Origin of the sequence: Yersinia artesiana, from assembly GCF_902726545.1 — a bacterium.
Taxonomy (GTDB): Bacteria; Pseudomonadota; Gammaproteobacteria; order Enterobacterales; family Enterobacteriaceae; genus Yersinia; species Yersinia artesiana.
In genome coordinates, this window is sequence record NZ_CACVAD010000017.1 from 1 (window position 1) to 25,587 (window position 25,587).

Below are 25,587 nucleotides of genomic sequence, written 5' to 3' on the forward strand. Positions count from 1 at the left end.
CTTATGGAATAAGCAATCATTAATTTTGACAAAGCGACTTTTAGCGATCTAATGTGTCGATTTGTTGTGTTTTGCAGTGGTAAATGTCGAAGGTACAATGTTTATCGATCAAAGTTATCGATATTATTGTTTTAAATTAGTCAATTGAGATAAACACTCTGAATTTTGACTGTTTGAATTAAATAACTATGAACTATGACGTTATATTTGTATTATCTGCGTCGAACAAAAAGGGCTCTATCGTTATTTAAATGTTTTCTTAAGATGCTGGCATTTTTCAATGCCTCCATTTTGACTTTATGGCTCTAAGCAGTTCACGGTTTATCTTCTCGTATTTAATCGATAAGAAACCGCATGAATTTATATTTTTCAAACGACTTCGATGCGGTATTTACCTTGATTTTATTAAGGTAATTCGGCTGGCAAAATTTTAATTGTGTATAAAGGAATCACGTAATGAAACTGAATAAAACTATCTTGGCTGCTGGTCTGGTATTAGGTTTTGCTTCTATGGCTAACGCGGCTGATCAAGGCCAAGGTACTGTGACTTTCAATGGTTCAATCATTGATGCACCTTGCTCAATCGCAGCAGGTTCAGATGCACAGACTGTTGAAATGGGCCAAATCTCTAACGTGGCACTGCAAAATGGCGGCAAATCATCTGCACATGATTTCAAAATCAAATTGGAAAACTGTGACACCACGACTCTGAAAACTGTAACCACCACTTTCGGCGGTGCAGAATCAGCAGCAGTCCCTGGCCTGCTGGGTATCACTGGCGTCGCTGAAGGTGCTGGTATTGCAATCGTTGATGGTACTGGTTCTGTTGTTACTTTGGGTACTGCGACTGAGCAGCAGACTCTGGTTACTGGCAACAACACCCTGGCATTCTCTGCTTACCTGCAGGGCAGCACTGCATCCGACGCTATCAAACCAGGTAGCTTCTCAAGCGTTGCTGACTTCACCCTGGCTTACCAATAAGTCACCCTTTTCTAATTGGACATGCGGAAAATCCGCATGTCTTTTTCTCTTGAAAAAGAGACGGATTGGATGAGCTAGGTGATTTATGTCCAGGTCATTTTTTTTGATAGTGCCTCCTTCCTTACTTATGGCGTCATTGCTGAGTATCCCGGTAATGGCCGATCCCATGAAGACCGATTGGGGTCGCGTGACTATGGAAGGAAGTATTACTGATACTGCTTGTGCGATAGATCCCGGTAGTTTGGAACAAACGATTGATATGGCGATTTTTCCTATCGGCCAGTTAGTTCAGAACGGTGTCGGGGATGAACACCCGTTTGCGATCCGCTTGCTCGATTGCACGCTAGTTCACCTCGATCCAGATAAGTCGAACCAGCAACATTTTGTTGTGACATTTGACGGTGCTGCGGACGGTAATAATTTTGCGGTTAATGGTGAAGCCGAGGGAGTGGCAATGCAAATCATTGATGATAAAGGCTATGTTTCGAATCCCGGGGTGGCATCACCGGAGATCAATATTATCCCTGCTGAGATGAAACTCAATTATGCCCTGCGGTTAGTGGGCAATGGCAAGACGCTGCGTGCTGGAAATTATCATTCTAGCGTTCGTTTCAAATTGGATTATTACTGATTTCAATGAGTAAGGTGACATATCTCATGGTATCCGCTCGTTCCATCACCTCCGGTTTTGCCCGTCGTGATTTATTGCGAATTTTGATTGTGATTGCATTAAGTGGCAATACTTACGGTGTGCTGGCCAACGATGACATTCAGTTTAATACCGATGTGCTGGATACCAAGGATCGCGCTAATTTTGACCTGAGCCAGTTCTCCCAACGCGGCTACATCATGCCTGGGAATTATAACTTGTTGGTTAGCATGAACAAACAGGAGCTTAGCGAACAGCCGATTGTGTTCTACGCCTCAGAAAAAGATGCAAAAAAAAGTGAGGCGTGTTTAACACCTCAGCTAATTGAGCTGTTGGCATTGAAAGAAGATAGCGTCAAAAAACTAATCTGGTCGCGTAATGGGGAGTGTCTGGATATTAGCAGCTTACCCGGCCTGACCGTGGAAGGTGATTTGGCAAAGTCATCTCTGTACCTGAGTGTGCCGCAAGCCTGGCTGGAATACAGCGAACCGGATTGGGATCCGCCTTCTCGCTGGGAGGAGGGTATTCCCGGTGTGCTGTTTGATTACAACTTGTTAGGGCAATTGAACCGCCAGGAAACGAACAATACCAATAACAATACGTTAAGCGGTAACGGAACCACCGGCGCTAACCTGGGTGCCTGGCGATTCCGCGCTGACTGGCAGATGAGTGTCGACCAATCATCGGGTTCATCGACGGAGCGCCAATGGGATTGGAGCCGCTATTACGCTTATCGTGCTATCCCGAGTTTGGGAGCCAAGTTGACGCTGGGTGAAGATTTTCTCAACTCGTCCATCTTTGACAGCTTCCGTTTTAACGGCGCGAGTTTGGCGACGGATGACAATATGTTACCGCCAAATTTACGTGGCTATGCACCAGAAATTACCGGCGTTGCCCGTACTAACGCGCGGGTCATAGTGAGTCAGCAAGGGCGTGTGTTGAGTGAAACGTTGGTTGCTGCCGGCCCTTTCCGTATTCAGAACTTGAACAGTTTTGTCTCTGGTACGTTGGATGTGCGGGTAGAGGAACTTGACGGACAAGTTCAACAATTTCAAGTGAATACCGCCAGTATTCCTTACCTGACTCGCCCCGGAATGGTGCGTTACCGTATCGCTGCCGGCAAGCCTTCGGATATCGGGCATCGGGCGGAAGGGCCAGTGTTTGGCACCGGGGAATTCTCCTGGGGGATCAACAGCGGCTGGTCACTGTTTGGTGGCGCGATGAGTGGTGAAAACGAATATCAAGCGGCATCTTTGGGGATTGGCCGTGACTTGATGGAATTGGGTGCGGTGTCGGTTGATATGACCCAATCATGGGCCACTTTACCCGAACAAGGCACTTTGAGTGGTGGCTCTTATCGAGTCAACTATTCGAAAAACTTTCAGGAAACAGGTAGTCAGGTGACGTTTGCGGGCTATCGCTTCTCTGAACGTAATTTTATGAGCATGAGTGAATATCTCGACGCGCGTTATCGCAACAATGACGTGGGTGGCAATAAAGAGATGTACACCATCAGCTTTAACCAGCAATTTCAGGATCTGGGGCTGAGCGCGTATCTGAACTATAGCCATCAGACTTATTGGGATCGCTCGGCGAATGACCGCTATAACCTGTCACTCTCGCGTTATTTTGATATTGGTAAAGTGAAAAATGTCAGTTTGACCTTCTCGGCTTACCGTAACCGCTATAACGAAAGCAATGACGATGGCGTGTATTTGTCCATGTCGATGCCATTTGGTAACAGCGCAACCATCAGTTATAGCGCGACGGTGAGTGGCAGTGAACATAGTCAGCGAGTGGGTTATACCGATCGTCTGGATGCTCACAACAACTACCAGATCAATACCGGGGTAGCACGTAGCGGCGTGTTAGTCAGTGGTAACTATAACCACATAGGGAATAGTGCGGATATCAACGCCAATGCCAGTTATCAGGAAGGGCAATACTCTTCTGTTGGTTTAGGTATTCAGGGCGGCGCAACTATCACGGCTGAAGGCGGTGCTCTACATCGGGTAAATACCCTTGGTGGCACCCGATTGTTACTGGATACCCAAGGTGTATCTGGCGTTCCGGTTCAGGGGTATGGCTCATCGATACGCACCAACCAGTTTGGTAAAGCGGTGGTCGGTGATGTGAATAGCTACTACCGCAATCGGGCCAGTATAGATATCGATAACCTGGCTGATGATGTTGAAGCCAGAGGAACCGTTGCACAGGTCACACTGACCGAAGGTGCAATTGGTTATCGCCGTTTTAATGTGATTTCCGGCGAAAAAGCGATGGCGATGATACGTATGGCAGATGGCACATCACCGCCATTTGGGGCCACCGTGTTAAATGAAAATCAGCAAGAGACCGGCATTGTTAACGACGATGGCTCCACTTATCTCAGTGGGATCAAAGCCGGTGAAACCATGTCAGTAAACTGGAATGGTCAGGCGCAATGCAGCATCACCTTACCGAAGGCGCTTTCTCCAGCAATATTGGCGAATCTACTGTTACCTTGCCAGCCAACAGCGGCGAGGGATAACGCTGCGGTATCACAGTAGAAAGGTTGAGTAATGAACCTGCGGGTCAGTGCCCGTTCAGATCAGCGAAAACGTTGGGTGCCACCAGGTTCTGACAATATTAATTCGAGAGAAAAAGTAATGAATTCGAAGGAAAAAGTAATGAAATTGAATAACAAATTGCGTATCACCACCATTTTGGTGACGGCACTGATGACTCAGCAAGCAACAGCAGCGATTGCCCTGGACAGAACCCGGGCCATTCTTAATGGTGGCGATAAGTCGATCAGCTTAAACATCAGCAACCAGAATAAGGAATTACCTTATCTGGCGCAGGGGTGGATTGAAGATGAGCAGGGTAACAAAATCAATTCACCGTTGACGGTTGTTCCACCGGTTCAGCGGGTAGAACCGGGCGCGATGAGCCAGTTAAAAATACAAAGTTTGCCTGCGGTAAATCAGTTGGCACAAGACCGGGAAACCTTGTTCTATTTTAACCTGCGCGAAATCCCACCACGGTCGGACAAGCCCAATACTTTGCAGATTGCCTTGCAAACGCGTATCAAACTTTTCTACCGCCCTGCGGGCATAGTGCCACAAAAGGCCGATATGTCGACTCCCTGGCAGGAGAAGTTACAGCTGACTCGTCAGGGCGATCGCTATCAGGTGAATAACCCGACGCCGTATTACATCACGCTGGTCGATGCCAGTGAGAGTAAAACCGGCAAAACGGCCGCAGGTTTCAAGCCGCTGATGATTGCACCCAAAGCGCAGGGCATGTTGGAAGTGAGTGCTGCGGCATTAGGCAGCAAGCCAGTGCTGACCTATGTTAACGATTTCGGCGGTCGCCCAAAATTGATCTTTGGCTGTACGGGTAGCGCGTGTTCTGTGGTGGAAAGTATCAAGTAACAGTGCATTCCGCTACGACGTATAAGAATAAGACTGAGCGGATGTCCGGCTAAATGATAAAGAAGGAAGGTGGGATGGCTGTTAATTGTAGGGGAATAGTGACCCGGCTGGCCATGATTGGGATGACAACCATCGTAGGGACGGCAACATTATTAAGTAGCCCGGCATGGGCATTAAATAAGACCGCGACGGTCAATGTCTCGGTCACTATTTTTGCCGCACCGCCTTGTGTGATTAACGGTAATAACACTATCAATGTCAATTTTGGCGATACCGTCCTGACATCAGATATCAATGGCACCAACTACATGCAGCCGGTTAATTATACGTTGGACTGTACTTCGGCCGCCTCTAATGCATTGAAATTAAGCATTATAGGTAATGGGGCCGATTTTGATACCAGTGTCCTGAAAACGAGCAATTCGGCTCTGGGGATCAAGTTGATACGTAATGGGCTGGAATTTCCACTGAATACTGCATCCAACTTTACCTATCCGAATGTTCCTGTATTACAGGCGGTACCGGTCAAGCAAACAAATGCAACGTTGAGCACTGGCTATTTTGCCGGCACAGCGACCCTGCTTGTGGAGTATCAGTAAATGAACATTAATTCACTGATTTCGCGCTGCTCTGTTGCGGTGGTGCTGGCTCTCGGTAGTACGTTTGCCGATGCAGACAACATGCTGTTCTCAGGGACATTAATTAATCCGCCGCCTTGCGTGATTAATGGCGGCAGCATAATAGATGTGCCTTTCGGGGAAAATTTGGGTGTTAACAAGATTGATGGCGTCAATTATACCCAGACTGTGCCTTACAGCATGACGTGCGAAACAGTCAGTAGCAGCCTGGAGTTAGGTATAACGATTGTCAGTGCTTCCGTGGCGACATTTGATCCCGCAGCGATACAAACCGATGTTCAGGATCTGGGCGTTCGTATACTGAAAAATGGTATTCCTTTTGCACTTAATACCCGAGTGGCTTATGACAAAAATAACCCACCGGTACTTAAAGCCGTGCCTGTTAAGGCCGCGGGCGCAACATTAAGTGAGGGACGCTTTGAGGCTACCGCTACATTATTAGTGGATTATCAATAGGATCAAATGATGACTAATTTAAATCTGCTGATGTGCTGTAGGAAAACTATTGTAAGTATACTTATTCTGAATATTTTTTGGACTATACCTGCATTGGCTGCTGACAATATGCGTTTTCATGGTGCATTAGTTGCTGAGCCTTGTACGATTCGTCCTGGTGATGATGCTATTAGTTTAAATTTTGGTACTGTCGTTGATAAATACTTGTATTCGAATCAGCGAACATTAGGAAAACAGTTTCAAATACATTTAGTCGATTGTGATATCAGCTTAGGCACAACGGCCAATATTATTTTTACGGGTAATGACAGTGTTAATTTACCCGGATTGTTGGCAGTTGACAGTAGTGATATGGGAATCGCCATTGGTCTTGAAACCTTGGCAGGAAAACCGTTGTATCTAAATCAATCGAGTGACGATATCGCACTGGATACGGGTAATAATATTATTACCTTAAAAGCTTATGTCCGGGGCGAACCGGATGCGATAACTCAACGCACCATTAAACGCGGTGAGTTCAGTGCAGTCGCAACATTTAACCTGCAATATTATTAATGAGAGTAACTCACTAATTTATTTAAATATGCATACGTCAACACTGAAATTTATTATCAGTCGCTTAAATGTGAATATGCAGATAGAGACAATGGAACCTAAACGAATGACACAGCCTAATACGCAATTAAGTTATAAATATTGCTGGCTAATCGCTTGCATGCTGTTCTTATTTCCGTTTTATAGTCAGGCCAGTGCCTGGGTTTCGACTCAAACGCGGGTTAATGGACAATATACCGGTACTTTTTCTTGGCCAAGTGAGGAAAGTGGCGGTGTTCAACTTTGTAATTCTGCCTCCTGCTCTGTAGCAATATGCCATTATTCAAGTGATCAGGATGAACTTTGTGCTAACCCCTCCTATACCTCTACCCGAGTTACTGTTTCTCGTGGCGCGACGGCACAGGATATGAGAACTGCATTTATTGCAAAAAATGGTATTTCAGGCGGCTGGGCGACCACGACAAATATATTGCGAGCGGCAAGTACTTGTTTTGGTGTGATGTATTGGCAAGGAACTAATGACATCAACTTTTCGGGTAATTCTATTCCTGGTTCCTACTGTGGCGCGGTTCCGCCGACCCCAGAAACCTGTGATATCACCGGCGATGTCTATATAAATTATGGTTCAATGAATCAGCAACTTGTTGATGGTGCAGTAAAAACAGAGCCTCTAATGATTAATTGTACAGCTAATACATCATTGAAATTGACACTCGTAGGTAACAAAAGCATCAGTCTTGGACAGAATGGTAATCTAACATCGACACTGAAAGTTGCGGGTCAGGATTTGTATAATGGAGTTGTAGTAACTGCTGGTGTGGGAAATACATCTTTCCCCATTGAATCAACACTTCATGCACCATCATTACCTGATGCGGGCACGTTTAGCGGTAGTGGAGTGGTTATTATGTCTTATATGTAATGTAGATTAATATACATTCATTGTCGGAGTGTATGGATTATTATGAATATAAAACTAGTTTTAAATTAGCTTTTTTATATTCTTAATTTGGAGAGGTGACTGCTATTTTTATATGGCAGTAGGCTCCCGTGGTATTTATTTGTATTGGTTATTAAAAATAAATAAATACTATTTTTAGGTTGTAATGTGTTGTGTTGGTATAGTATAAATCTGTTGCGTTAGATTACTTGGATATTAGGCCTTAACCTAAAAGTGAAACGCATACTTCAATGGGCTATTAAATAAATAGACTGTTATTTTTATTTCTTTTAAGGATTTTATCATGAAAAAAATGAATATGGCTGATGCCAATTCTATCGTTGGTGGTACTGGTCAAACTTGTAAAGATACTTATGAATGGTTGACTGGCAGCACAACTTTGACTTGTCAGGTTATTACTACTTGTACTGATAAACACGGTAAAGTATTAAGCCAAACTTCTGCGCCTAGCAGCATTGCTAACTGTCGTTAATTAAGTATTCGTTAAATTTTATCGATATTTAATCGTATCCCAGGTAAGTGCGGGAGGGATTTCTGTACTTGCCTGATTTGTTTTTTTTAACGAGTCACTGATGCTTAAATTCAAGAATTTTCGCATTAATTAAATATTAGAAAAATTATTCCGCGGATATAAATATTATTTATGTCTTACCTAAACCCCTGATTGTGAATAAAACTCATTATGTCTACGCAAAACAACATTTTTAGGAGTAAGGGATTATTTATAGGCTACACACTGTTGGTTATTCTTATTTCTTCATTGATAACAACGGCCTATTTCCACTATTTCGTCCTCAATCAGGATGCGCAGGAAAGCCTGTTCTCTGTCGGCAGCAGTGAGATTGAAAACAGCCCAATCAAAGACGATAACAGCATTATTGAGATCTTCTCTTATGGCTGCCATTACTGCGCCATCAATGAAGAGAATGTCGCTAAATTAGAAGACCGCATGCCAGAAGGAACTCGTTTTATCCGCCTGCATATCAGCAGTGATAAAGCCACTGGCTTGGGGCGTTTTTCACCTATTTTTGCCACCTTATCGGTGATGGGCATTGAGCCGCAACATCGTCAAAGCGCTTACAAAGCGGTACTTGAAGGCAACATTGATCTTACTGATAGCCAGCAACTCGAAACCTGGCTAAAAGCGAACGATATTGACGTGGCTCAATACCAGCAAGTGAGCCAGTCCGCTGAAGTTAAAGCGTTAATTTCCTATATGACGGCAGTGACTGCGCATTACAAGATAGACGCGACTCCGACCTTTATTGTTGGCAAAAAATGGATAGCGTTGCAGGACAGGGAATTCCCAGCATTCTCGGATCATCTCTTGTCCTTACTCGAGCACGATAAGGCGCTGGAGAAATAATGAGACTGCTAGCAGTATGGGGTTATTTTGCCTGGCGAAACCAGCTCGACAAGCTGGCTTTTAGTGGGCGCTTACTCGCACGCGGGCAGGGCATGGTAGCAATCTGGCTGTTACGGCACGGTGATTATCGCTGCTTGCTGATGCTCGGTGCTTTGCGCCGGGCTTTCGGTTTGGCTTCGCGGCGTCAGAAAAATCTGGCGCGTGTGGCGGCGGCAAATAGCCAGTGTTTACTCAATGGTCGCACTAGCCTATCAGCACGGCAATTTATGGGTATTGCACAGCGCCGTCAGGTGTTGGAACTGGCAGCGACTTATGGTCAAAACCGGCAAGTTTTAGCCCAGTTAGCGGCGTGCACTCAGCAGTTAGACCGTCAGGTTAGTGCGCTGCATAAGGCCGGTTCTCCGGTTATTTTGGCGCCATTGCATATGGTTTCCGATGTGCTAGCCGGTATGGTGGGGGCGAATGCTTATCCGGGTCAGGCAACCGTGGTGGTTTCAGCCAGTGCTGAGGCTTATGAAGAGCAGGCGCGGCAAATGGGTGGGGTGAATATTTCCTATTGTTCCATCCACGCAGACAGCCGTGCCATCGCCGGTAACCTGATGGATGCCATTATGGAAGCGGCCGAGCATAAGCGAAATATTATGATTTTTCCTGATATTACGCCGGATTACACCGTCAATAACCAGCCAGCAGAAACAGCCAAAATGGCCTGCCAACTGTTTAACCGCCCGGCCAATTTACACAGCGGCATTATTCGTCTTGCCAGAGCACTTTCAGCGCAGGTGGTTTTTTATTATCTGTATTACGACGAAGAAATAAAAATACATATTTATCCATCAGTTAGCTCGCGGGAAGTGAAAGGTAAATTACCTGAATTGATTGAAAAGTCCATGACGCAGCACCCGCAAGATTGGCTGTTATGGCACTCACATTCGTTATTTTTTATTAACGAATAATGTCACTGACGAAGAATAGTAGAAAATGGAAAAGATAATCCCAACGCTAGTTTTTCAAAGCGAAACCAATGAATGTGGTTTGGCCTGTATTGCGATGCTGGCACAGACGCAAGGCATCGATGCACCGCTGGAAAGCTTGCGTGAGCGTTATCCTGCCTCTGGGCATGGCACATCACTGGCCACGCTTTGTACTATTTTATCTGAGTTGGCAATACCGGCTTATCCGGTGGTGTTTGAGCATCAAGAGCTGTCGGCCTTACCGCTGCCCGCCATCTTGCATTATGGTGCCAGCCATTATGTGCTGCTGGCGTATCGTAAAGGTAACTATGTCTGCGTCATGAACCCGGCTATCGGGCAGCAGTTACTGCCGCTGGATGCACTGAAAGCAGAAATCAGTGGTTATGCGCTGGTACTGGATCCGGAAACGCCCGCCTCACCGGAAGCGGTGAAGCAGATTAAACGCAGCAAGCGACTCAGTGCGCTCGATTGCATGAGCTTGAAAGAAACTGCCAGTATTCGCGGTATCTATTGGTTGATGACGTTGGCGTTTTTGATCTCGCTGACACTGTTTATTATGCCGACCATGGTCAGCAGCGCCATCAATGATGTGTTCTCTTCTGCGGGCGATAAAGATTTCCCCTATTTCTATTTTCTGCTGGCTTTTGTGGTCTCCACGTCACTCGCTTTTTGCGTGCGATATATCACTGAGCGTTATATCAAACACTTTGTGGTGCTTAACAGTGTCGCGGGTTTCTCTCGCTTGCTTAGTCACTCGCTGAACTTCTTTGATAAGCGAGCGCCGGGTGACATCTTTAGCCGGTTCTCGAACTGGCAGATGGCGGCAACGCAAAAAATCGAGCTGGATAATGGCCTGCGTACCGATTGGATAATTGGTGCCATCGCGCTGGCAGTGATGTGCTACATGAGTCCACTGCTGGCGATGGTATCTGCTATTGGTGTCATGTTGATGGGGCTTATCAGTATTTGGGCCATCTACCGTGACCGCTACTACACCCAGCAGTTACAGGTGAAAGGTGCCGAGCAAAGTGATTATATTCTGGAAACCATTCAGGGTTTTTCCACCATTAAATCGGCCGGTTTATCCAGCCAGCGCCAGGGGGTATTTGCGGGTTTGGCGCTGTCGTTATTCACGACCTTGCAGAAGAAGAAAATCTACGATCAGGTTAAAAATAGCCTGTATCAGCTGATTGGCAGTCTGGAAATGGTGTTCTTTATGCTGCTGGCTTTGCCGCTGCTGAAGCAGGGAGCACTGAGTCTGGGGGAGTTCTTCGCCTATAGCTTTGTGCGCGAGATTTTTACCTCCTATATCACCAAGATTTTCTATGCGATTTTGCAGAAAAACCAGTTGCACGTTATTGATATCCGCGCGCGCGACCTGTTTCCGGCCGGGCAGTCTACATCAGCGGAAAAGCATTCATCCATTCCGACCGCACCACCGACATTTACGCAGAAATTGGTCTATCAGAACATTCGCTTCGCCTACGATGCCAGCCAGCCGGTATTGCGTGATTTATCGCTGTCCCTGACGCGCGGGCAAAGTGTGGCGATTATCGGCGAGTCCGGTGCCGGGAAAAGTACTTTGCTAAAAGTGATGGCAGGATTGATGCCACCACAGCAAGGGCAGGTATTGGTCGATGGTGAAACCGTTGATTTCCAACAAGCACACGCTCTGTTCTTTCTGCAAAGTCAGGAAGACATTCTGTTTAATGCTTCGGTATTACAAAACATCACTTTGTTTGATGGACATCTGGATACCGATAAGCGCCAACGTATCGAACGCTCACTGCAAGGGCTGCAATTAACCCAAGTTATCGAAAAATTACCCGGTGGCCTCAACGCGCTGGTGCGCGAAAGTCACGCCGCACTTTCCTTGGGGCAACGTCAGCGCTTATTACTGGCTCGCGCTATGTACAGCGATTGTCCGGTATTGGTCCTGGATGAACCCACGGCCAACCTGGACGAAGAAACCGCTCAGCAGGTGATGCAGACTCTGCTCGCTCACTGCCGTGACTATCAGAAAACATTGATAACCGTGACCCACAGCGAAAGTGTGTTACCGCTGTTTGACCGTGTTTTCCGCTTAAACGACGGCCAATTGGTGCGCCATGCTCAACCGATGACCTCAAACCATCTGACGCCTGCGGCGGTTAACTGATGCGTATCAACCTGAAAAATAAGAAACATCAGCTCATGCTGGGGTTATTGATCGCATTGTTGTTGATTGTCAGTGGTGTCATCGCGCTGTCGCTATCGGGTGGCCAGCAGGATGTGCCACCGTTAACTGAAACCATTGGGCGCGGTGATATCGAACGGAATGTCATGGCAACCGGCAGTTTAAAACCTTCATTGCAGGTCAATGTGGGCGCGCAGGTGAACGGGCAGCTAACCAAACTGTATGTCAAACAGGGAGATCGCGTTACCCGTGGTCAATTGTTGGCTGAGATAGATCCGACTTTGCAGCAAAACGAATTACGTAAATCGGAAGCTGAATTACAGAGCGCGCAGGCGCAGAAGCAGGCCAGTCAGGCTTTGTTACGCCAGTACCTGCTCGAGTTCCGCCGCCAACAGACCTTGGCAAAAGAAGGTTCTGGCGTGAAAAGTGCGCTGGAAAAAGCACAAGCGCAATATGACAGCCAGCTAGCGCAATTGCATGTAAATGAAGCACAAATTGTGCAAAGCCAAATGGCGATGGAAACAGCAAAAGCCAATCTGGGCTTTACCCGCATCATGGCGCCGATTGACGGTGAAGTGCTGGGCATTGTTACTAAAGAGGGGCAAACCATTGTGTCCTCTCAAACTGCACCGACCATTTTGGTGCTGGCGAATGTCGATACCATGACGGTACACACGCGCATTTCAGAAACCGATATTCTCAAAGTCAGTGTAGGGCAACCCTTGTGGTTCTATGTGGTCGCTGACCCCGAGCGTCGCTATGACAGCCGGATGGATGCTATTCAGGAAGCGTCGGCTGAAAGTTTGCGCGAAGACAGTTCTGGCTCAGCGAACAGCCAGCAACCTTCTGCGGTTTATTACAACGGCATATTCAACATTGCCAACCAAGAGCGGCTATTACGCACATCAATGACTGCGCAGGTATTCATTATCACCGCGCAGGCAAACAATGTGTTGCGAGTGCCACTGTCTGCGTTGGGTGAGCAACAACCCGATAAGCGCTATCGGGTGCAGATTATCAACGGCAAACAGACGTCAGTGCGCTGGGTCGCTGTTGGTCTGCGTAATGCGCAGTATGCCGAGGTGAAAGCAGGGCTGGCGCAGGGCGACCAAGTGGTGTTGCTGGGAACGTCAGCAGGAGCCAGCAATGAACATTAATGCTGTCTATTCCGCTGATACCAACGATAACCCATTGATTCAACTCAAGGGGATCTATCGTCATTTTACTTCCGGCGCAGAATCCATAGCGGTGCTCAAGAATATCTCATTGTCGATCCACTGCGGCGAAATGGTGGCAATTATTGGTGCTTCTGGCTCCGGTAAATCGACACTAATGAATATCATCGGCTGTTTGGATAAGCCGACACAGGGCGAGATGTCGATTCATCATATCCCGACACGGCAGGCCAGCAGTGAACAATTGGCGCAATTACGCAGCCAGTACATCGGTTTTATTTTTCAGCGCTATCACCTGATGCCGTATTTAACTGCCACGGAGAATGTGGTTATCCCGGCGCTTTATACCGCCATGACCGCCGCCGAACGCCATGAGCGCGCGGTGTATTTGTTGCGTCGTCTGGGGTTGGGGCAGCATTTACTGCACAAACCGGCACAATTATCCGGTGGGCAGCAGCAGCGGGTGAGTATTGCCCGCGCCTTGATGAATGGCGCCGGTATTATTCTGGCTGACGAACCTACCGGCGCGCTCGACCGCAGCAGTGGTCAGGAACTGATGGGCATTTTGCATGGTCTGCATCAGTCCGGCCACACCATTATTATCGTGACCCACGACCGCAATATCGCCAATCAGGCGCAGCGCATTATCGAAATTAGCGACGGAGAAATTATTGCCGATCGAACTAATGAGGCAATAGAGACCAGCGCGATTCAGGCTGCATTGCCTGCTCCGGTTGCCACCGGTCGGCCGCACTGGTGGTTGAGTGTTAGAGAAGCGATCAAAATGGCCTGGCGCGCCCTGTTAGGGCATCGAATCCGCGCCTTTTTATCAATGCTGGGCATCATTATCGGCATTTCGTCGGTGGTGTCCTCTATGGCGGTGGGAGAAGGTGCTCGTCAGGAAATTCTCAATGAAATTAGCCAATTGGGAACCAGCAATCTGGACATTCGCCCAGGGCTTGGCTGGGATAAACCACGCCCGGATTTTGAGCGCGCACTCTCGCAGGCCGATATTGAGCTACTGAGTCAGCAACCTTATGTCGATAGCCTGTCCCCAGTGGTGAGCAAAATGGTCGCTGCGGTGCGGGGCGACAAACAAGTGATGGTGTCGCTCTCTGGCGTCAGCCACGGGTTTTTTCAGGTGAAAGGGCTGAATTTTTCTGTGGGTGATGGTTTTACCCAGAGCCACGTCAATGCGCGCGAGCCGGTGGTCATCCTGCAACCGGAACTTAGCGATACGCTGTTTGCTGCCGGGCAAAATCCACTAGGCGAAATTGTTCAACTCGATGGTATTCCCTTGCGCGTGATCGGTGTCGCCAGGCGCGGAGGCTCATCCTTTGGCGGCTTACTGGCCGCGTGGATGCCTTATACCTCACTCACCGAGCGTATTTCAGGTGACATTCCACTGGAGTCAATAACTGTGCGGGTGCGCGAAGGTTACAACCTGAATAATGTACAGCGCGATGTTGAAAAACTGTTGGAAAGTGCCCACGGTCAGCGCGATTTTTTCATTCTGAGCAATGACCAGATGAGTAAGGCCATTCAAAAAACCTCTGACTCGATGACACTACTGATCACCTCGATTGCCGCCATTTCGCTGCTGGTGGGCGGAGTTGGCGTGATGAATATCATGTTGGTGTCGGTGACTGAACGTACCCATGAAATCGGTATTCGTCTATCGGTCGGTGCTCGTCCAGGTGACATCATGACCCAGTTCCTGATTGAAGCGGTGGTGATTTGTACTCTCGGCGGCCTGATAGGGATCGTTGGCTCGGCGCTGGCAGGGGTGATTTTCTCGTGGGTTACCCAAGAGTTCACCATGATTTTCACCTGGCCCCCATTGGTGTTGGCTTGCAGTTTCTCCGCACTTATCGGCTTGGGGTTTGGCTTTTTCCCGGCGCGCAATGCCGCTCGTTTGCATCCGACTGAGGCATTGGCACGAGAATGAGCAGATTGATGATTAAACTTGCAATATTACTGATAAGCCTGCTGCTTATGGGCTGTGGCTCATTACTGAAAAGCGAATATCAGCGGCCGATGTTGTCAGTTCCCGATGAGTGGCGAGTGAAAGATACCGGGGGCGGTTACCTGCACCATAGTGTGCACTGGTGGGAGAATTTTGACGATCCTCAACTGTCGGACAGCATCAGTCACATGTTGGTCAGTAATAACGATTTGGCCGCCGCAGGTCTTAAGTTGCAACAGGCACGCCTGACGGCAGGGCTGACCAATACCAACATGACACCGAATGTTACCTTAACTGGCGCGGGCAGCAACACTCGCTCGCTTAATGAAAATACTCAGCCGCGCGAGAGCTACAGCACCTCGCTTGGGCTGAGTTACGAGCTGGACTTGTGGGGCAAACTGGCCCGCGCCCGTGAACAATCGGCCTGGCTGGTGAATGCCACCGAGCAGGACCGGCAGGAAACGGCGCTGTCACTGATTGGTACCACCGCGGATCTCTATTGGCAGATTGCTAAGTTCAATCAGCAGTTGGGCTACCAACAGGCGGCGTTAGCCATCTCGCAAGATACGCTCAACATTGTGCGTTCACGGCTGGCGGCGGGTGATGCCAGTGAAATTGAGTTATTGCAGGCGCAACAAACCCTGTTGGATAGGAAAAATCAATATCAAAGCCTTGAGCAGCAACGGGAAGCTGCGCGTAATGCCATGGCATTACTGTTTAACCGCGCCCCGGATTATCGCCAGTCCGAACGCCAGTCATTGGATTTAAAACAACAAGTCGCGATAGCAAACAGTGTGCCACTACAGGTTATTGCTCAGCGGCCAGATGTGCAGGCGGCCGAGTGGCGCTTGCGTGCGGCATTGGCCGGTTCCGATGTGGCGAAACTGAATTTCTACCCGACACTTTCGCTGGGAGCGACATTGGATGCCGGTAGTGCGGTGTTTTCACAATGGTTTAGCAACCCGAGCCGGACACTCAGTGCCAACAGTGCGTTGCCTTTCTTACAGTGGAACACCGTGCAACTCACCATTGACCAGTCAAAATTGGATGTGAAATTGGCCGCCGTAGATTTTCGCAGCAAGGTTTACAGCGCCCTTAAAGATGTCGATGACGCCATGACGGCACGGCTGAGCTATCAGCAGCAAAAACAGAATCAGTGGCAGAACCTGCAACTGAGTCAGCGGCGGTTAACGCTGACTAATAGCCAATACCAGGCAGGTGCCGTTTCATTTCAGACCTTACTGGATGCGCAGGATGCCCTGCTGACCAGTGAAACCAGTTTGCTCGAACTTCAATATAACTATCTGAATGCCACCATGAAATTGTGGTTGGCGTTAGGTGGCGGCGTTGATAACAGCAGGGACAGTAAAGGAATTAAATCATGACGAATACAGTTAAACAGCGCCGGGTGGTTGTCACCGGGTACGGCAGTGTGACGCCGATGGGCATGACTGCGCAGCAAAGCTGGGAAGCTATTATGGATTATAAATTGGGTTATCGTTATTACGATAAATCCGCGCAGGGGATCAAGTCGCGCTTTTTTGGTCTGCTGGAGGCCGAACCTAATTTGAAATCAGTTCCTGCCGCAATACGTCGCCGCCTGCCGCGCTATGCCCGACTGGCATTGGCCGCCGCACGAGAGGCCATGGCGATGGCATTCGCGGAGAAATCTGTCGCGGATTATTACGATTTGCTCGATTGCGGCACTATCATCGGTAGCGGCTGGGCTGGGCAGGATGAAACCCATGATAACTATGAAGGTTATCTGGAAACCGGCTTGGGTACGCCGTTTGGCTGCTTCTTATCGATGCCGAATGCGGGTACCGCGGCATGTAGCTTGTATTGGGGATTACGCGGCTATCAAAACTCACCGATTGCCGCCTGCGCCACCGGCACCATAGCCATTGGTGATGCATTTGAAATTATCCGCAGCGGGCGAGCCTCCATGATGCTGGCAGGGGCGGGTGAGTCTCTGCGCAGTAATGCGGCAGTATGGAATATCGATATATTGGGTGCCCTGGCGCGCGAACAGGAAGATGCCAGTAAAGCCAGTTGTCCTTTCAGTTTGGACCGAAACGGCTTTGTATTATCCGAAGGCGCGGCGGTGCTGTGTCTGGAAGAACGTGAAGGCGCGATTGCCCGTGGTGCGAATATCCTCGGCGAAATTAAAGGCTATGGTAACTATTCCGATGCGTTTGATTTCACTGCCCCGGCAGAAGATAAAGTGGCGCGGGTGAAAACCATTCAACACGCCTTGCAACAAGCGGGTTTGAGCGCCGATGAGATTGATTATGTCAACTTACACGGCACCTCGACTCAGCTTAACGATCTGAATGAAACCCAAGCCATTAAACAGGCATTTGGCGAGGCGGCCTATACCACGCCACTGTCGAGCACCAAATCCTATTCTGGGCATTTGATTGCCGCGGCGGGCAGCTTTGAATCCATTATCTGCCTGCAAGCGCTGGAACATCAGATGATGCCCGCGACCTGCAATCTGAAAAATGCTGACCCGCAATGTGACCTTGATTACATCAGTGAAGGGCATCGGCCAAAAACTTTGCGTAATACGCTGAACTTGAGCTTCGGTTTTGGTGGTGCGAATGCCGCATTGGTTATCGGGTTGGATTAAGTATGAACTCGACTTTTAACTACCACTACAGCCTCAACGACGCCGAGCGTTGGGCTGAATTTTCCGGTGATTACAACCCGATCCATTTTGACCTGCAACATGCGCAGCATCTGGGGCAGGAGCAACTGACTGTTCACGGTATGCGCGCCATGCTGGATATCAAATATCAGCTCAGCACGGCGTTATTACCGCTATTGCCGGACGCCGAATTCCTGCGTTTTAACGCCCGCTTACGTCAGCCGGTACAGTGTCATACCTCGTATCAGCTACAACTCAGCGCAGTGGCAGGGCAGGTGAGCGGCAATCTGATGGATATTGGCAGCGGTGCAAGTTGTTTTACCGGCAAACTGCGCAGTGCGCCGGCACTGGTGCAAACGGGCACTGAATGGGTTTCTTTATCTGCAGATGACGTTTTCCAGTTCAGCCAGCAATTCCTGGGCGATGCATCACAACCGGCTGAATGTTGGGGATTTTTCGATGCCCTATTATTCAAACTGTTGGTGGCCGCGCCGCAAACACTGGCAACGGCTAAACAAGTATTACCGGGGATTGAGGCTGAAACCTTGATTGATGTTTTCAAGTCGGTGCCGGTTATCCAGACTCACCATGATGTGCATTTCAGTACAGATTTACTGCACATCAATCATCCAAATGTATTTGTTCGCAGTGCACTGCACTACGCCATCGAACCGACCCTGATTGTCGGTAATCCTACTGATGGCTGGGTATTGCGTGCGGCTATTGCGGCCCGTTCAGACTTAGGGCCATTAATTACCACAGCAGTAACATTGAAAACGTGGCCGTTAGCTGCGCATTAAAAAGGATAAGACCATGGAAAAGTATCAACAAGTTTATGACACCGTATGTGAAATGTTGTGTGACGCCAAAGATCTGGAAATGTCGGCACTGTCACCAGAGATGCCACTGCACCAACTCAAACTCGACAGCCTGGATTATGTCGAATTGATGGTACTGGCAAAGCGTGAATTCAGCGCTACGCTGAACGCTGAGATGTTTATGGAAAATCCGGACATGACTTTAGGAGAGCTTTGCCAGAAGTTGGCCGAGCAGAAGCAATAATATTATGAGCAGGCAATGGGTATTAATTACCGGTGGCAGCCGCGGTATTGGCCGCGCATTGGTCGAAGAGCTGGCCAAAGAGTGGGATGTTGTTTTTACCTGGCGCAACGGTGAACAGCAGAGCTGCGATGTCATTACAAGTTGTGAAGGGTTAGCTGGCAAGGTGCGCAGCTATCGCTGTGATGGCAGCAATGAAGCGGATGTCGATGCACTGGCACCGCAATTGCTGGAAAAGTATGGCCCACCGGGCGCGATAATTCATAATGCTGGCATTACTGGCGACAGCTTACATATTCAGCAAAATGGTGATAACTGGCGCAGTGTGCTGGATACCAATCTGAATGCGGTTTTCTATTGGAATAAGCATGTCTTGCCGCAAATGATGATGCAGGGCGAGGGCGCAGTGTTACTGATGTCTTCGGTGACCGCGATTAAAGGTAATATCGGCCAGAGTGCCTATGGTGCCAGTAAAGCAGCGCTGATTGGTCTGGGCCGTTCGCTGGCGCTGGAAATGGGGCGTTTTAATATTCGCGTTAACTGCCTGTTGCCAGGCGTTATCGACAGCGATATGACCCGCGACATGCCTGCTGATACCCTAAAAGGATTACGTAAGCAGATACCATTACGCCGTTTAGGTAATGCGCAAGAAGTCGCGCGCGTCAGCGCCTTTATGATTGGCAATGACAGCCGTTATATGACCGGGCAGACCTTGGTGCTAGATGGTGGGTTGACGGCTTAATATCGCCATAAAAATTGCCATGGAGGGTAATGCCATTAAAGTTATACGCAAGTGCCAGCCCAGCTAAGCTGGCAATTAAAAGTCGCTACTCGGATAATCTGGAAGGCAATCACACCTTCCCTTTGGTAGCCGATGGAATTGGATAATATCCGCTATACCCAACCTTTGCTGCGGAACATTTTCAAGATAGTAACAAATGCTATCATCTCTTCTGGTGTTCCTAGTGTAAGGCGATTCCAGCCAACGGCAGGAGGGAATTCACGCCCGACAAACACATGATATTGTTTCATGCGGTTTTGATAAGTTTTTACATCTCCTGTCACTTGATGAAATATAAAGTTTGCCTCAGAGGGGAGGTAGGCCAATTTCAGTTGATCAAGTGCCTGAGTCACGATGCGCCGAGCCTGATCGGTCGACTGGCGACTATATTGTACAAAAGGCTTATCCTGCAACGAGGCTAATGCTGCGACAGCTCCGGCGATATTGGTGTTATCCAGAGAGACAAAGTTTTCCACCATCGAAATCAGTTCTGGATGTGCGATGCCATAGCCGATCCTCAGGCCAGCCAGCGCAAATATTTTTGAGAATGTTCGAGTCACTAACACATTTTTGTGACCGGCCTGAACCAGTGAAATAGCGCTACTGAATGCAGGATTGCTAACAAACTCAGCATAGGCTTCATCAATGATGAACAGTGTCTCTGGCGTGGCCTTTTTCACCCATGCAGTAATAAGATCTGCTGGAGTAATGGTCGCTGTCGGGTTATTTGGATTACACAGATAGACAATCGAACAGCCATTGAAATCTGCCACTTTTTTTTGCATGGCGGGCAGGTCAAATGCCATTTCTTTGGTTAGAACAACTTTCTCAATAGGGATGCCAAAAGGCTTGGCATACAACTCTGCATAGTTAAAGGTTGGATCCGGTACCACGAGTTGAATGGGCTTGTTATCACGTTCGGCTTGATGAATTGCCGCTTGTATTATTGCCTGGATAGTTTCTGAGGAACCATTTCCCAGAGAGATATTTTCAGTTTTAAGCTGATACTCAGCGGCAATATTAGTTATTAATTGCTCGCGAGCCGCATCGGGATAACGAAATGCCATTGGCAGAGCGTCAATAATAGCTTGATGCGCTTTCGGTGACATACCTAGCGAGTTTTCATTAAAGTTAAGTAGTAGTGGCTGCTGTTCACTTGGTATTAATATTTGTGAGGTTGTTTTAGAATTCTTTGCTTGAACACCAGGAATAACAGTACCTAACGTTAATCCACCCAACAGTAAACCCGATGATTTTAAAAGTGTACGACGGTCCATACTAACTTCCCCTACAGAATATCATGTTACATTTTGTTATATGTGTAAACGAGCATAACGTGTGGCTATATTTTTAAGCAATCCTTTTAGCATAAATTCATTTTTACCAGCAAGTTACAAGAAAATTCTTAGTTAAAATTTATTAATTAAATCTGACTGGATTTGATTATTTTGAATGTTTGTGATGAATAAATAGACAAAATACCAGGAGGGAAAATATCCGCAGCTAATTTGTACTGCGGATATTGATATATGAATTCTCGTTATTGGTGAGGAATATATTCTCCGGTCAGGCTTTCAAGGAAAGCGACGATATCGTTAATATCTTGTGATGGCAGGCTAGTGCCCACCTGATATTTCAACATCATTTCAACCGCTTGATTTAGATTCTCAGCTTGAGCGTCGTGGAAATAAGGGGCTGTCAGAGCAATGTTACGCAGGCCCGGTGTTTTAAAACGGTGCATATCGCGCGGGTCTTTGGTGACATTAAAACGCCCCTGGTCATCCGCCGTCAGTTCTTTTGGCCGGTCAGCAAAGTAATTGCCTTTTAGTCCCATCAGGTCATACGACTGCCCGCCAATATTTTTACCCACATGGCAGGTATCGCATTTATTTTTCTGGAATAATGCCAGGCCGTTTTTCTGGCTGGCGGTGAGGGCATTGGCATCACCTTTCAAATAACGGTCAAAAGGGCTATTTGGTGTGGTCAGCGTTTTCTCAAATTCAGCAATGGCGTCAGTAATATTGTGTTCAGAATAGCCCTGCGGATAAACCTGAATAAACTCCTGTGTTAACTGGGCATCCTGTTGCAGTTTACCAATGATGTCATCCCACGAGGCTGATGCCATTTCTACCGGATTCAGTGGCGGGCCACCGGCTTGTTGTTGTAAATCAACGGCGCGGCCATCCCAGAATTGATTCACATTGAATACAGCGTTGAAAACTGTTGGCGCATTAATTCCGCCTTTCTGACCATCAACACCGGTTGAGGTTGCCAGATTATCGACCCCACCTTTGGTGAGCAGATGGCAGCTGGCGCAAGATACGGTGTTATCACTGGACAACCGTGGATCGTGGAATAAGCGAGAACCCAATGCCACTTTTTTACTGTCGACAGGCAATGCATCCGGCAGCGGTTGCAAGGTGAGATGTTGCAGGTCACTGCTGCTGGTTGAAGGGAAATGTTCCGCCCGTTGTGATTTAACCCAATCGAGAATTTGGTTTCTTTCTTCAGCATTGATACTCGAAGCCCAGTGCAAAGCGGCAAAACGCTGTGGTGGCATTTGTTCGCGCGCAATGGCCGATTCTATTTTTGCTAAATCTGCTTCTGGTACGGCACGATTATCTTTAATAGCCAATAAGGTTGGTTCCAGTGAGAAATATTGGCTACCTTGTTGAATATCATAATCCATTAACTGTTTTACACCTGGAATAGCGGAATAAAACGGCAGGGAGGCACTGCTGGTGTGGCAATAATCGCAGCCTTTTTGATAAAACAGATGACTGATCTGTTGGTTGGTTATTTTTGTATTGCTTACAGAAGGGGACGACTCATTGGTTAATTGTTTTTCCTCGCTGATTAATGCGTTACTGCGGGCGTTATCTGTCATGTAGATATAACCTGCTACGCCCAGATAACCTGCAATTATTAATATACCTCCGCCAATTAGCCATTTTCTTATCACAGCAGCACTCCTTTGTTGTGTGGAAAGCGGTCAGTCGCTTTCACATTTATGGTTTTTATCCTGTCAATAACCTTATTTATTAAATGGGATTATCTCTGGGCGGTGCTGAGTGATGGTTGACCTTTATCAAGCTAGTGGGGCAGCTTTGCCTATCATTGAGATAGCCTTAGTCTATTGATTGTGATGCATTGCGTGGTACCGATACATCCGGCAGTTATATATGTTTAGGGGCTGATATTGGTACAGTGATTGTTTACGGCTTGGTCGTTGGGCTGGCCGCGACCTTTATCGCGGCGGTGATTGCATTGGGTACCACTTTTCTGCTTTCTTACATCATATGATCGAAAAGAGACATTCAATGAACAGCACTGAAATTGATAAATTAATTACCGACTATCCATTGGTCAAAAATCTTATCAATCTGGAAGAAGTGACGTGGTTTAATCCGCAGGCGACCACCCTTGAGAAGGGGCTGCCTTATGTCGGGTTATCGCAGCAGGATGTTGCCGATGCCGAGGCCCGGTTGCGACGTTTTGCCCCTTATTTGTGCCTGGCATTTCCTGAAACACAAAAAACAAAGGGCATTATCGAGTCGGACATTGTGGCTATCCCTGCCATGCAGAATGCCATGCAACAGCGCTATGGGGTGGAGATAACGGGTCGCTTACTGTTAAAGAAAGACAGTCACTTGCCTATTTCCGGCTCCATTAAAGCCCGTGGTGGCATTTATGAAGTATTAACCCATGCGGAAAAACTGGCGCTACAGGCTGGTTTATTGCAAGAAAGCGATGATTACAGCAAGTTGTTTTCCGATGATTTTCGCCAGTTCTTCAGCCAATACCGCATTGCGGTAGGGTCGACCGGCAATTTGGGGATGTCGATTGGCATCATGAGTGCCAAGTTGGGGTTCAGTGTCAGTGTGCATATGTCGGCTGATGCCCGTGAATGGAAAAAACGTAAACTGCGCGAACATGGCGTCAATGTGGTTGAGTATGCACAGGACTATGGGGTGGCAGTGGCGCAGGGGCGCAAGCAGGCGGAGTCTGATCCAAATTGCTTCTTTATTGATGATGAGAATTCACCCACCTTATTCTTGGGGTATTCGGTGGCGGGCGGCCGGTTGAAACAGCAGTTCGCCGCGCAGCAGATAGTGGTAGATGAAAATCATCCGTTATTTGTTTATCTCCCCTGTGGTGTGGGCGGAGGCCCTGGCGGGGTGGCGTTCGGATTGAAACTGGCCTTCGGTGACCATGTGCATTGTATTTTTGCCGAGCCAACTCATTCGCCGTGCATGTTATTGGGTGTTTATACCGGTTTGCATGATGGCATTGCTGTGCAAGACATTGGTATTGATAACATTACTGCCGCAGATGGTTTGGCCGTCGGACGGGCATCCGGCTTTGTTGGTCGGGCTATGGAGCATTTACTGGATGGTTTCTATACCTTAAGTGATGCCGAAATGTATGACCTGCTCGGTTTACTCAATCAGTATGAAGGTATTCGACTGGAGCCGTCAGCATTAGCGGGTATGCCAGGCCCGGCGCGGGTTAGCAGCAGTTCAGATTATTTAGAACAGAATCATTTTAGCGCCGAGAAAATGCGTAATGCGACCCATCTGGTTTGGGCGACAGGTGGCGGTATGGTACCGGTTGAAGAGATGGAGAAGTACCTCGCGACCGGCAAAATCTGATTTTCTTCCTCTGCACAGAAAAAGCGCAAATTTGCACTTTTTCTGTGCGTTTAACCTGCACTGACTCAATCACTTTCCTACTCTTTCTTTGTCCTACCCATGCTTATTATTCAGCGCTAAATAAAAATAGAGCTTTAACTACAGTCAGTTACTGACAACTCCTTTCACTTATTCTCTCCCTTGGCCCTCACTGGCACAGTTCATGCTTATGTCATTACATTCAAGTTACTTGAATACACTTCACACTACTTTAAATGGGGCGGCAATCATGACACGACGTAAACAGGCGATACCTCTGTGCTGGGCAATGCTGTGTGCTGCCAGCGTATTCTCTGGCGCGGTTCACAGCGCAGATTTGCTGGACAAAATTAAAGCCGATAAGACGATAACCATTGCAACTGAAGCGCGTTATGCACCTTTTGAGTCGGTAGAGAATGGCAAGATTGTGGGGTATGACGTTGATTTAATGAATCATATTTTGCAGAAAAGCCTACCGGGTGTTGAAGTTAAGCAACTTGATTTACCTTTCCAGGGCATCTTGCCCGGCCTTGATGCCAAGAAATTCGATTTTGTCGTCACCGCCGTGACGGTGAACAAACAGCGCATGGATCACTTCGCGTTTACTGTGCCGATTGCCGAATCGACTGTAGCGCTACTCAAGCGTGACAACGATAGCTCTATCAATTCGTTAGATGACTTGAGTGGCAAAGTGGTCGGCTCTCAAGCCGGTTCGGGGCAGCTCCAGGTGTTGCAAGAGTTTGATAAAAAACTGAAAGCCAGCGGTAAGCCGGGCATCAAAGAAATTAAACAGTATGTCTCTTTCGACGAAGCCTATGCAGATCTGGCGAACCAGCGTCTGGATGGTGTCGCCCAATCACTCGCCAACCTTGGCCCACTGATCAAAGCCCGTCCGGGCGTCTTTACCACCCTGAAACCCATGTTAGGGCCAACCACCTATTTTGGCTGGGTTGGGCGTAAAGGTGATGACAGTGCAACCTTGGTGAAATTGTTCAGCGATGGCATCAGTGAAGCTAACCGCGACGGCACCATGAAAGCATTACAGCAGAAATGGTTCGGCTTTGTGATGGATGTTCCGGCTGATCAGATGCCAGCACCGAGTTTGTAAGAGGAG

At 47.9% G+C, this 25,587-nt stretch carries 23 protein-coding genes; 21 read left to right on the forward strand and 2 right to left on the reverse strand.

All coding sequences use genetic code 11. The features are described 5' to 3' along the window. Positions 1 to 456: 456 nt before the first annotated feature. The 19 genes from HU019_RS07605 (at position 457) to HU019_RS07695 (ending at position 19,764) form a co-directional block, all read left to right on the forward strand. Positions 457 to 981: a fimbrial protein gene (locus tag HU019_RS07605; RefSeq protein WP_077174194.1), complete on the forward strand. Its 525-nt coding sequence runs from the start codon at positions 457 to 459 to the stop codon at positions 979 to 981. A gap of 127 nt (positions 982 to 1,108) precedes the next feature. Then, entirely contained in the window at positions 1,109 to 1,612 is a 504-nt protein-coding gene (locus HU019_RS07610; RefSeq protein ID WP_174849027.1) for a fimbrial protein, read from the forward strand. A gap of 26 nt (positions 1,613 to 1,638) precedes the next feature. Beyond that, complete coding sequence (locus tag HU019_RS07615) at positions 1,639 to 4,179, forward strand: outer membrane usher protein (protein ID WP_174849022.1); 2,541 nt, start codon at positions 1,639 to 1,641, stop codon at positions 4,177 to 4,179. A gap of 120 nt (positions 4,180 to 4,299) precedes the next feature. Beyond that, the gene (locus tag HU019_RS07620; RefSeq protein ID WP_174849021.1) at positions 4,300 to 5,046 is read left to right on the forward strand and encodes a fimbria/pilus periplasmic chaperone; all 747 of its coding nucleotides are present in this window, start codon (positions 4,300 to 4,302) and stop codon (positions 5,044 to 5,046) included. 74 nt (positions 5,047 to 5,120) lie between these two features. Continuing rightward, the gene (locus tag HU019_RS07625; RefSeq protein ID WP_174849020.1) at positions 5,121 to 5,645 is read left to right on the forward strand and encodes a fimbrial protein; all 525 of its coding nucleotides are present in this window, start codon (positions 5,121 to 5,123) and stop codon (positions 5,643 to 5,645) included. Further along, positions 5,646 to 6,140, forward strand: coding sequence for a fimbrial protein (locus HU019_RS07630; RefSeq protein WP_174849019.1), 495 nt, complete (start codon positions 5,646 to 5,648; stop codon positions 6,138 to 6,140). 9 nt (positions 6,141 to 6,149) lie between these two features. Continuing rightward, positions 6,150 to 6,695 (forward strand): fimbrial protein, encoded by a 546-nt coding sequence (locus HU019_RS07635; protein ID WP_174849026.1) that lies wholly within the window; start codon positions 6,150 to 6,152, stop codon positions 6,693 to 6,695. Positions 6,696 to 6,786: 91 nt separating this feature from the next. Continuing rightward, the gene (locus HU019_RS07640) at positions 6,787 to 7,617 is read left to right on the forward strand and encodes an MrpH family fimbial adhesin (protein ID WP_174849025.1); all 831 of its coding nucleotides are present in this window, start codon (positions 6,787 to 6,789) and stop codon (positions 7,615 to 7,617) included. A gap of 322 nt (positions 7,618 to 7,939) precedes the next feature. Then, positions 7,940 to 8,128, forward strand: a complete 189-nt coding sequence (locus HU019_RS07645; RefSeq protein ID WP_174849018.1) for a DUF4762 family protein — start codon at positions 7,940 to 7,942, stop codon at positions 8,126 to 8,128. Positions 8,129 to 8,395: 267 nt separating this feature from the next. After that, positions 8,396 to 9,022, forward strand: a complete 627-nt coding sequence (locus HU019_RS07650) for a DsbA family protein (RefSeq protein WP_174849017.1) — start codon at positions 8,396 to 8,398, stop codon at positions 9,020 to 9,022. Next, positions 9,022 to 9,978, forward strand: coding sequence for a lysophospholipid acyltransferase family protein (locus HU019_RS07655; protein ID WP_174849016.1), 957 nt, complete (start codon positions 9,022 to 9,024; stop codon positions 9,976 to 9,978). Before HU019_RS07650 ends, HU019_RS07655 begins: the two co-directional genes overlap by 1 nt. 25 nt (positions 9,979 to 10,003) lie before the next feature. After that, positions 10,004 to 12,154, forward strand: a complete 2,151-nt coding sequence (locus tag HU019_RS07660) for a peptidase domain-containing ABC transporter (RefSeq protein WP_174849015.1) — start codon at positions 10,004 to 10,006, stop codon at positions 12,152 to 12,154. Beyond that, complete coding sequence (locus HU019_RS07665) at positions 12,154 to 13,329, forward strand: efflux RND transporter periplasmic adaptor subunit (RefSeq protein WP_174849014.1); 1,176 nt, start codon at positions 12,154 to 12,156, stop codon at positions 13,327 to 13,329. Before HU019_RS07660 ends, HU019_RS07665 begins: the two co-directional genes overlap by 1 nt. Further along, the gene (locus HU019_RS07670) at positions 13,319 to 15,295 is read left to right on the forward strand and encodes an ABC transporter permease (RefSeq protein ID WP_174849013.1); all 1,977 of its coding nucleotides are present in this window, start codon (positions 13,319 to 13,321) and stop codon (positions 15,293 to 15,295) included. Before HU019_RS07665 ends, HU019_RS07670 begins: the two co-directional genes overlap by 11 nt. Further along, on the forward strand, positions 15,292 to 16,698 hold the full coding sequence (locus HU019_RS07675; RefSeq protein WP_174849012.1) for an efflux transporter outer membrane subunit: 1,407 nt from the start codon (positions 15,292 to 15,294) through the stop codon (positions 16,696 to 16,698). Before HU019_RS07670 ends, HU019_RS07675 begins: the two co-directional genes overlap by 4 nt. Then, positions 16,695 to 17,945, forward strand: a complete 1,251-nt coding sequence (locus HU019_RS07680; RefSeq protein ID WP_174849011.1) for a beta-ketoacyl-[acyl-carrier-protein] synthase family protein — start codon at positions 16,695 to 16,697, stop codon at positions 17,943 to 17,945. Before HU019_RS07675 ends, HU019_RS07680 begins: the two co-directional genes overlap by 4 nt. 2 nt (positions 17,946 to 17,947) lie before the next feature. Continuing rightward, positions 17,948 to 18,763: a hotdog family protein gene (locus HU019_RS07685; protein WP_174849010.1), complete on the forward strand. Its 816-nt coding sequence runs from the start codon at positions 17,948 to 17,950 to the stop codon at positions 18,761 to 18,763. A gap of 13 nt (positions 18,764 to 18,776) precedes the next feature. Beyond that, the gene (locus HU019_RS07690; RefSeq protein WP_174849009.1) at positions 18,777 to 19,025 is read left to right on the forward strand and encodes an acyl carrier protein; all 249 of its coding nucleotides are present in this window, start codon (positions 18,777 to 18,779) and stop codon (positions 19,023 to 19,025) included. 4 nt (positions 19,026 to 19,029) lie between these two features. Then, the gene (locus tag HU019_RS07695; RefSeq protein ID WP_174849008.1) at positions 19,030 to 19,764 is read left to right on the forward strand and encodes an SDR family NAD(P)-dependent oxidoreductase; all 735 of its coding nucleotides are present in this window, start codon (positions 19,030 to 19,032) and stop codon (positions 19,762 to 19,764) included. Positions 19,765 to 19,916: 152 nt separating this feature from the next. Here the strand turns inward: HU019_RS07695 and HU019_RS07700 are convergent, their stop codons facing one another. Next, on the reverse strand, positions 19,917 to 21,080 hold the full coding sequence (locus HU019_RS07700; protein WP_174849007.1) for a pyridoxal phosphate-dependent aminotransferase: 1,164 nt from the start codon (positions 21,078 to 21,080) through the stop codon (positions 19,917 to 19,919). 263 nt (positions 21,081 to 21,343) lie between these two features. Next, the gene (locus HU019_RS07705; RefSeq protein WP_174849006.1) at positions 21,344 to 22,765 is read right to left on the reverse strand and encodes a cytochrome c peroxidase; all 1,422 of its coding nucleotides are present in this window, start codon (positions 22,763 to 22,765) and stop codon (positions 21,344 to 21,346) included. Between the two features lie 358 nt (positions 22,766 to 23,123). Between HU019_RS07705 and HU019_RS07710 the strand changes: the two genes are divergently transcribed. Both HU019_RS07710 and HU019_RS07715 read left to right on the forward strand, forming a co-directional pair. Next, positions 23,124 to 24,455 (forward strand): D-serine ammonia-lyase, encoded by a 1,332-nt coding sequence (locus HU019_RS07710; RefSeq protein WP_174849005.1) that lies wholly within the window; start codon positions 23,124 to 23,126, stop codon positions 24,453 to 24,455. A gap of 268 nt (positions 24,456 to 24,723) precedes the next feature. Beyond that, positions 24,724 to 25,581 carry a transporter substrate-binding domain-containing protein gene (locus HU019_RS07715; protein ID WP_174849004.1) on the forward strand — a complete coding sequence of 286 codons (858 nt, stop codon included), beginning with the start codon at positions 24,724 to 24,726 and terminating at the stop codon, positions 25,579 to 25,581. Positions 25,582 to 25,587: the final 6 nt, after the last annotated feature.

Excerpts from the sequence above, each read along its gene's own strand:
- HU019_RS07605 (WP_077174194.1), top strand. The coding sequence starts at position 457 with ATGAAACTGAATAAAACTATCTTGGCTGCTGGTCTGGTATTAGGTTTT.
- HU019_RS07610 (WP_174849027.1), top strand. The coding sequence starts at position 1,109 with ATGGCGTCATTGCTGAGTATCCCGGTAATGGCCGATCCCATGAAGACC.
- HU019_RS07615 (WP_174849022.1), top strand. The coding sequence starts at position 1,639 with ATGGTATCCGCTCGTTCCATCACCTCCGGTTTTGCCCGTCGTGATTTA.
- HU019_RS07620 (WP_174849021.1), top strand. The coding sequence starts at position 4,300 with ATGAAATTGAATAACAAATTGCGTATCACCACCATTTTGGTGACGGCA.
- HU019_RS07625 (WP_174849020.1), top strand. The coding sequence starts at position 5,121 with ATGGCTGTTAATTGTAGGGGAATAGTGACCCGGCTGGCCATGATTGGG.
- HU019_RS07630 (WP_174849019.1), top strand. The coding sequence starts at position 5,646 with ATGAACATTAATTCACTGATTTCGCGCTGCTCTGTTGCGGTGGTGCTG.
- HU019_RS07635 (WP_174849026.1), top strand. The coding sequence starts at position 6,150 with ATGACTAATTTAAATCTGCTGATGTGCTGTAGGAAAACTATTGTAAGT.
- HU019_RS07640 (WP_174849025.1), top strand. The coding sequence starts at position 6,787 with ATGGAACCTAAACGAATGACACAGCCTAATACGCAATTAAGTTATAAA.
- HU019_RS07645 (WP_174849018.1), top strand. The coding sequence starts at position 7,940 with ATGAAAAAAATGAATATGGCTGATGCCAATTCTATCGTTGGTGGTACT.
- HU019_RS07655 (WP_174849016.1), top strand. The coding sequence starts at position 9,022 with ATGAGACTGCTAGCAGTATGGGGTTATTTTGCCTGGCGAAACCAGCTC.
- HU019_RS07660 (WP_174849015.1), top strand. The coding sequence starts at position 10,004 with ATGGAAAAGATAATCCCAACGCTAGTTTTTCAAAGCGAAACCAATGAA.
- HU019_RS07665 (WP_174849014.1), top strand. The coding sequence starts at position 12,154 with ATGCGTATCAACCTGAAAAATAAGAAACATCAGCTCATGCTGGGGTTA.
- HU019_RS07670 (WP_174849013.1), top strand. The coding sequence starts at position 13,319 with ATGAACATTAATGCTGTCTATTCCGCTGATACCAACGATAACCCATTG.
- HU019_RS07675 (WP_174849012.1), top strand. The coding sequence starts at position 15,292 with ATGAGCAGATTGATGATTAAACTTGCAATATTACTGATAAGCCTGCTG.
- HU019_RS07680 (WP_174849011.1), top strand. The coding sequence starts at position 16,695 with ATGACGAATACAGTTAAACAGCGCCGGGTGGTTGTCACCGGGTACGGC.
- HU019_RS07685 (WP_174849010.1), top strand. The coding sequence starts at position 17,948 with ATGAACTCGACTTTTAACTACCACTACAGCCTCAACGACGCCGAGCGT.
- HU019_RS07690 (WP_174849009.1), top strand. The coding sequence starts at position 18,777 with ATGGAAAAGTATCAACAAGTTTATGACACCGTATGTGAAATGTTGTGT.
- HU019_RS07695 (WP_174849008.1), top strand. The coding sequence starts at position 19,030 with ATGAGCAGGCAATGGGTATTAATTACCGGTGGCAGCCGCGGTATTGGC.
- HU019_RS07700 (WP_174849007.1), bottom strand. The coding sequence starts at position 21,080 with ATGGACCGTCGTACACTTTTAAAATCATCGGGTTTACTGTTGGGTGGA.
- HU019_RS07710 (WP_174849005.1), top strand. The coding sequence starts at position 23,124 with ATGAACAGCACTGAAATTGATAAATTAATTACCGACTATCCATTGGTC.
- HU019_RS07715 (WP_174849004.1), top strand. The coding sequence starts at position 24,724 with ATGACACGACGTAAACAGGCGATACCTCTGTGCTGGGCAATGCTGTGT.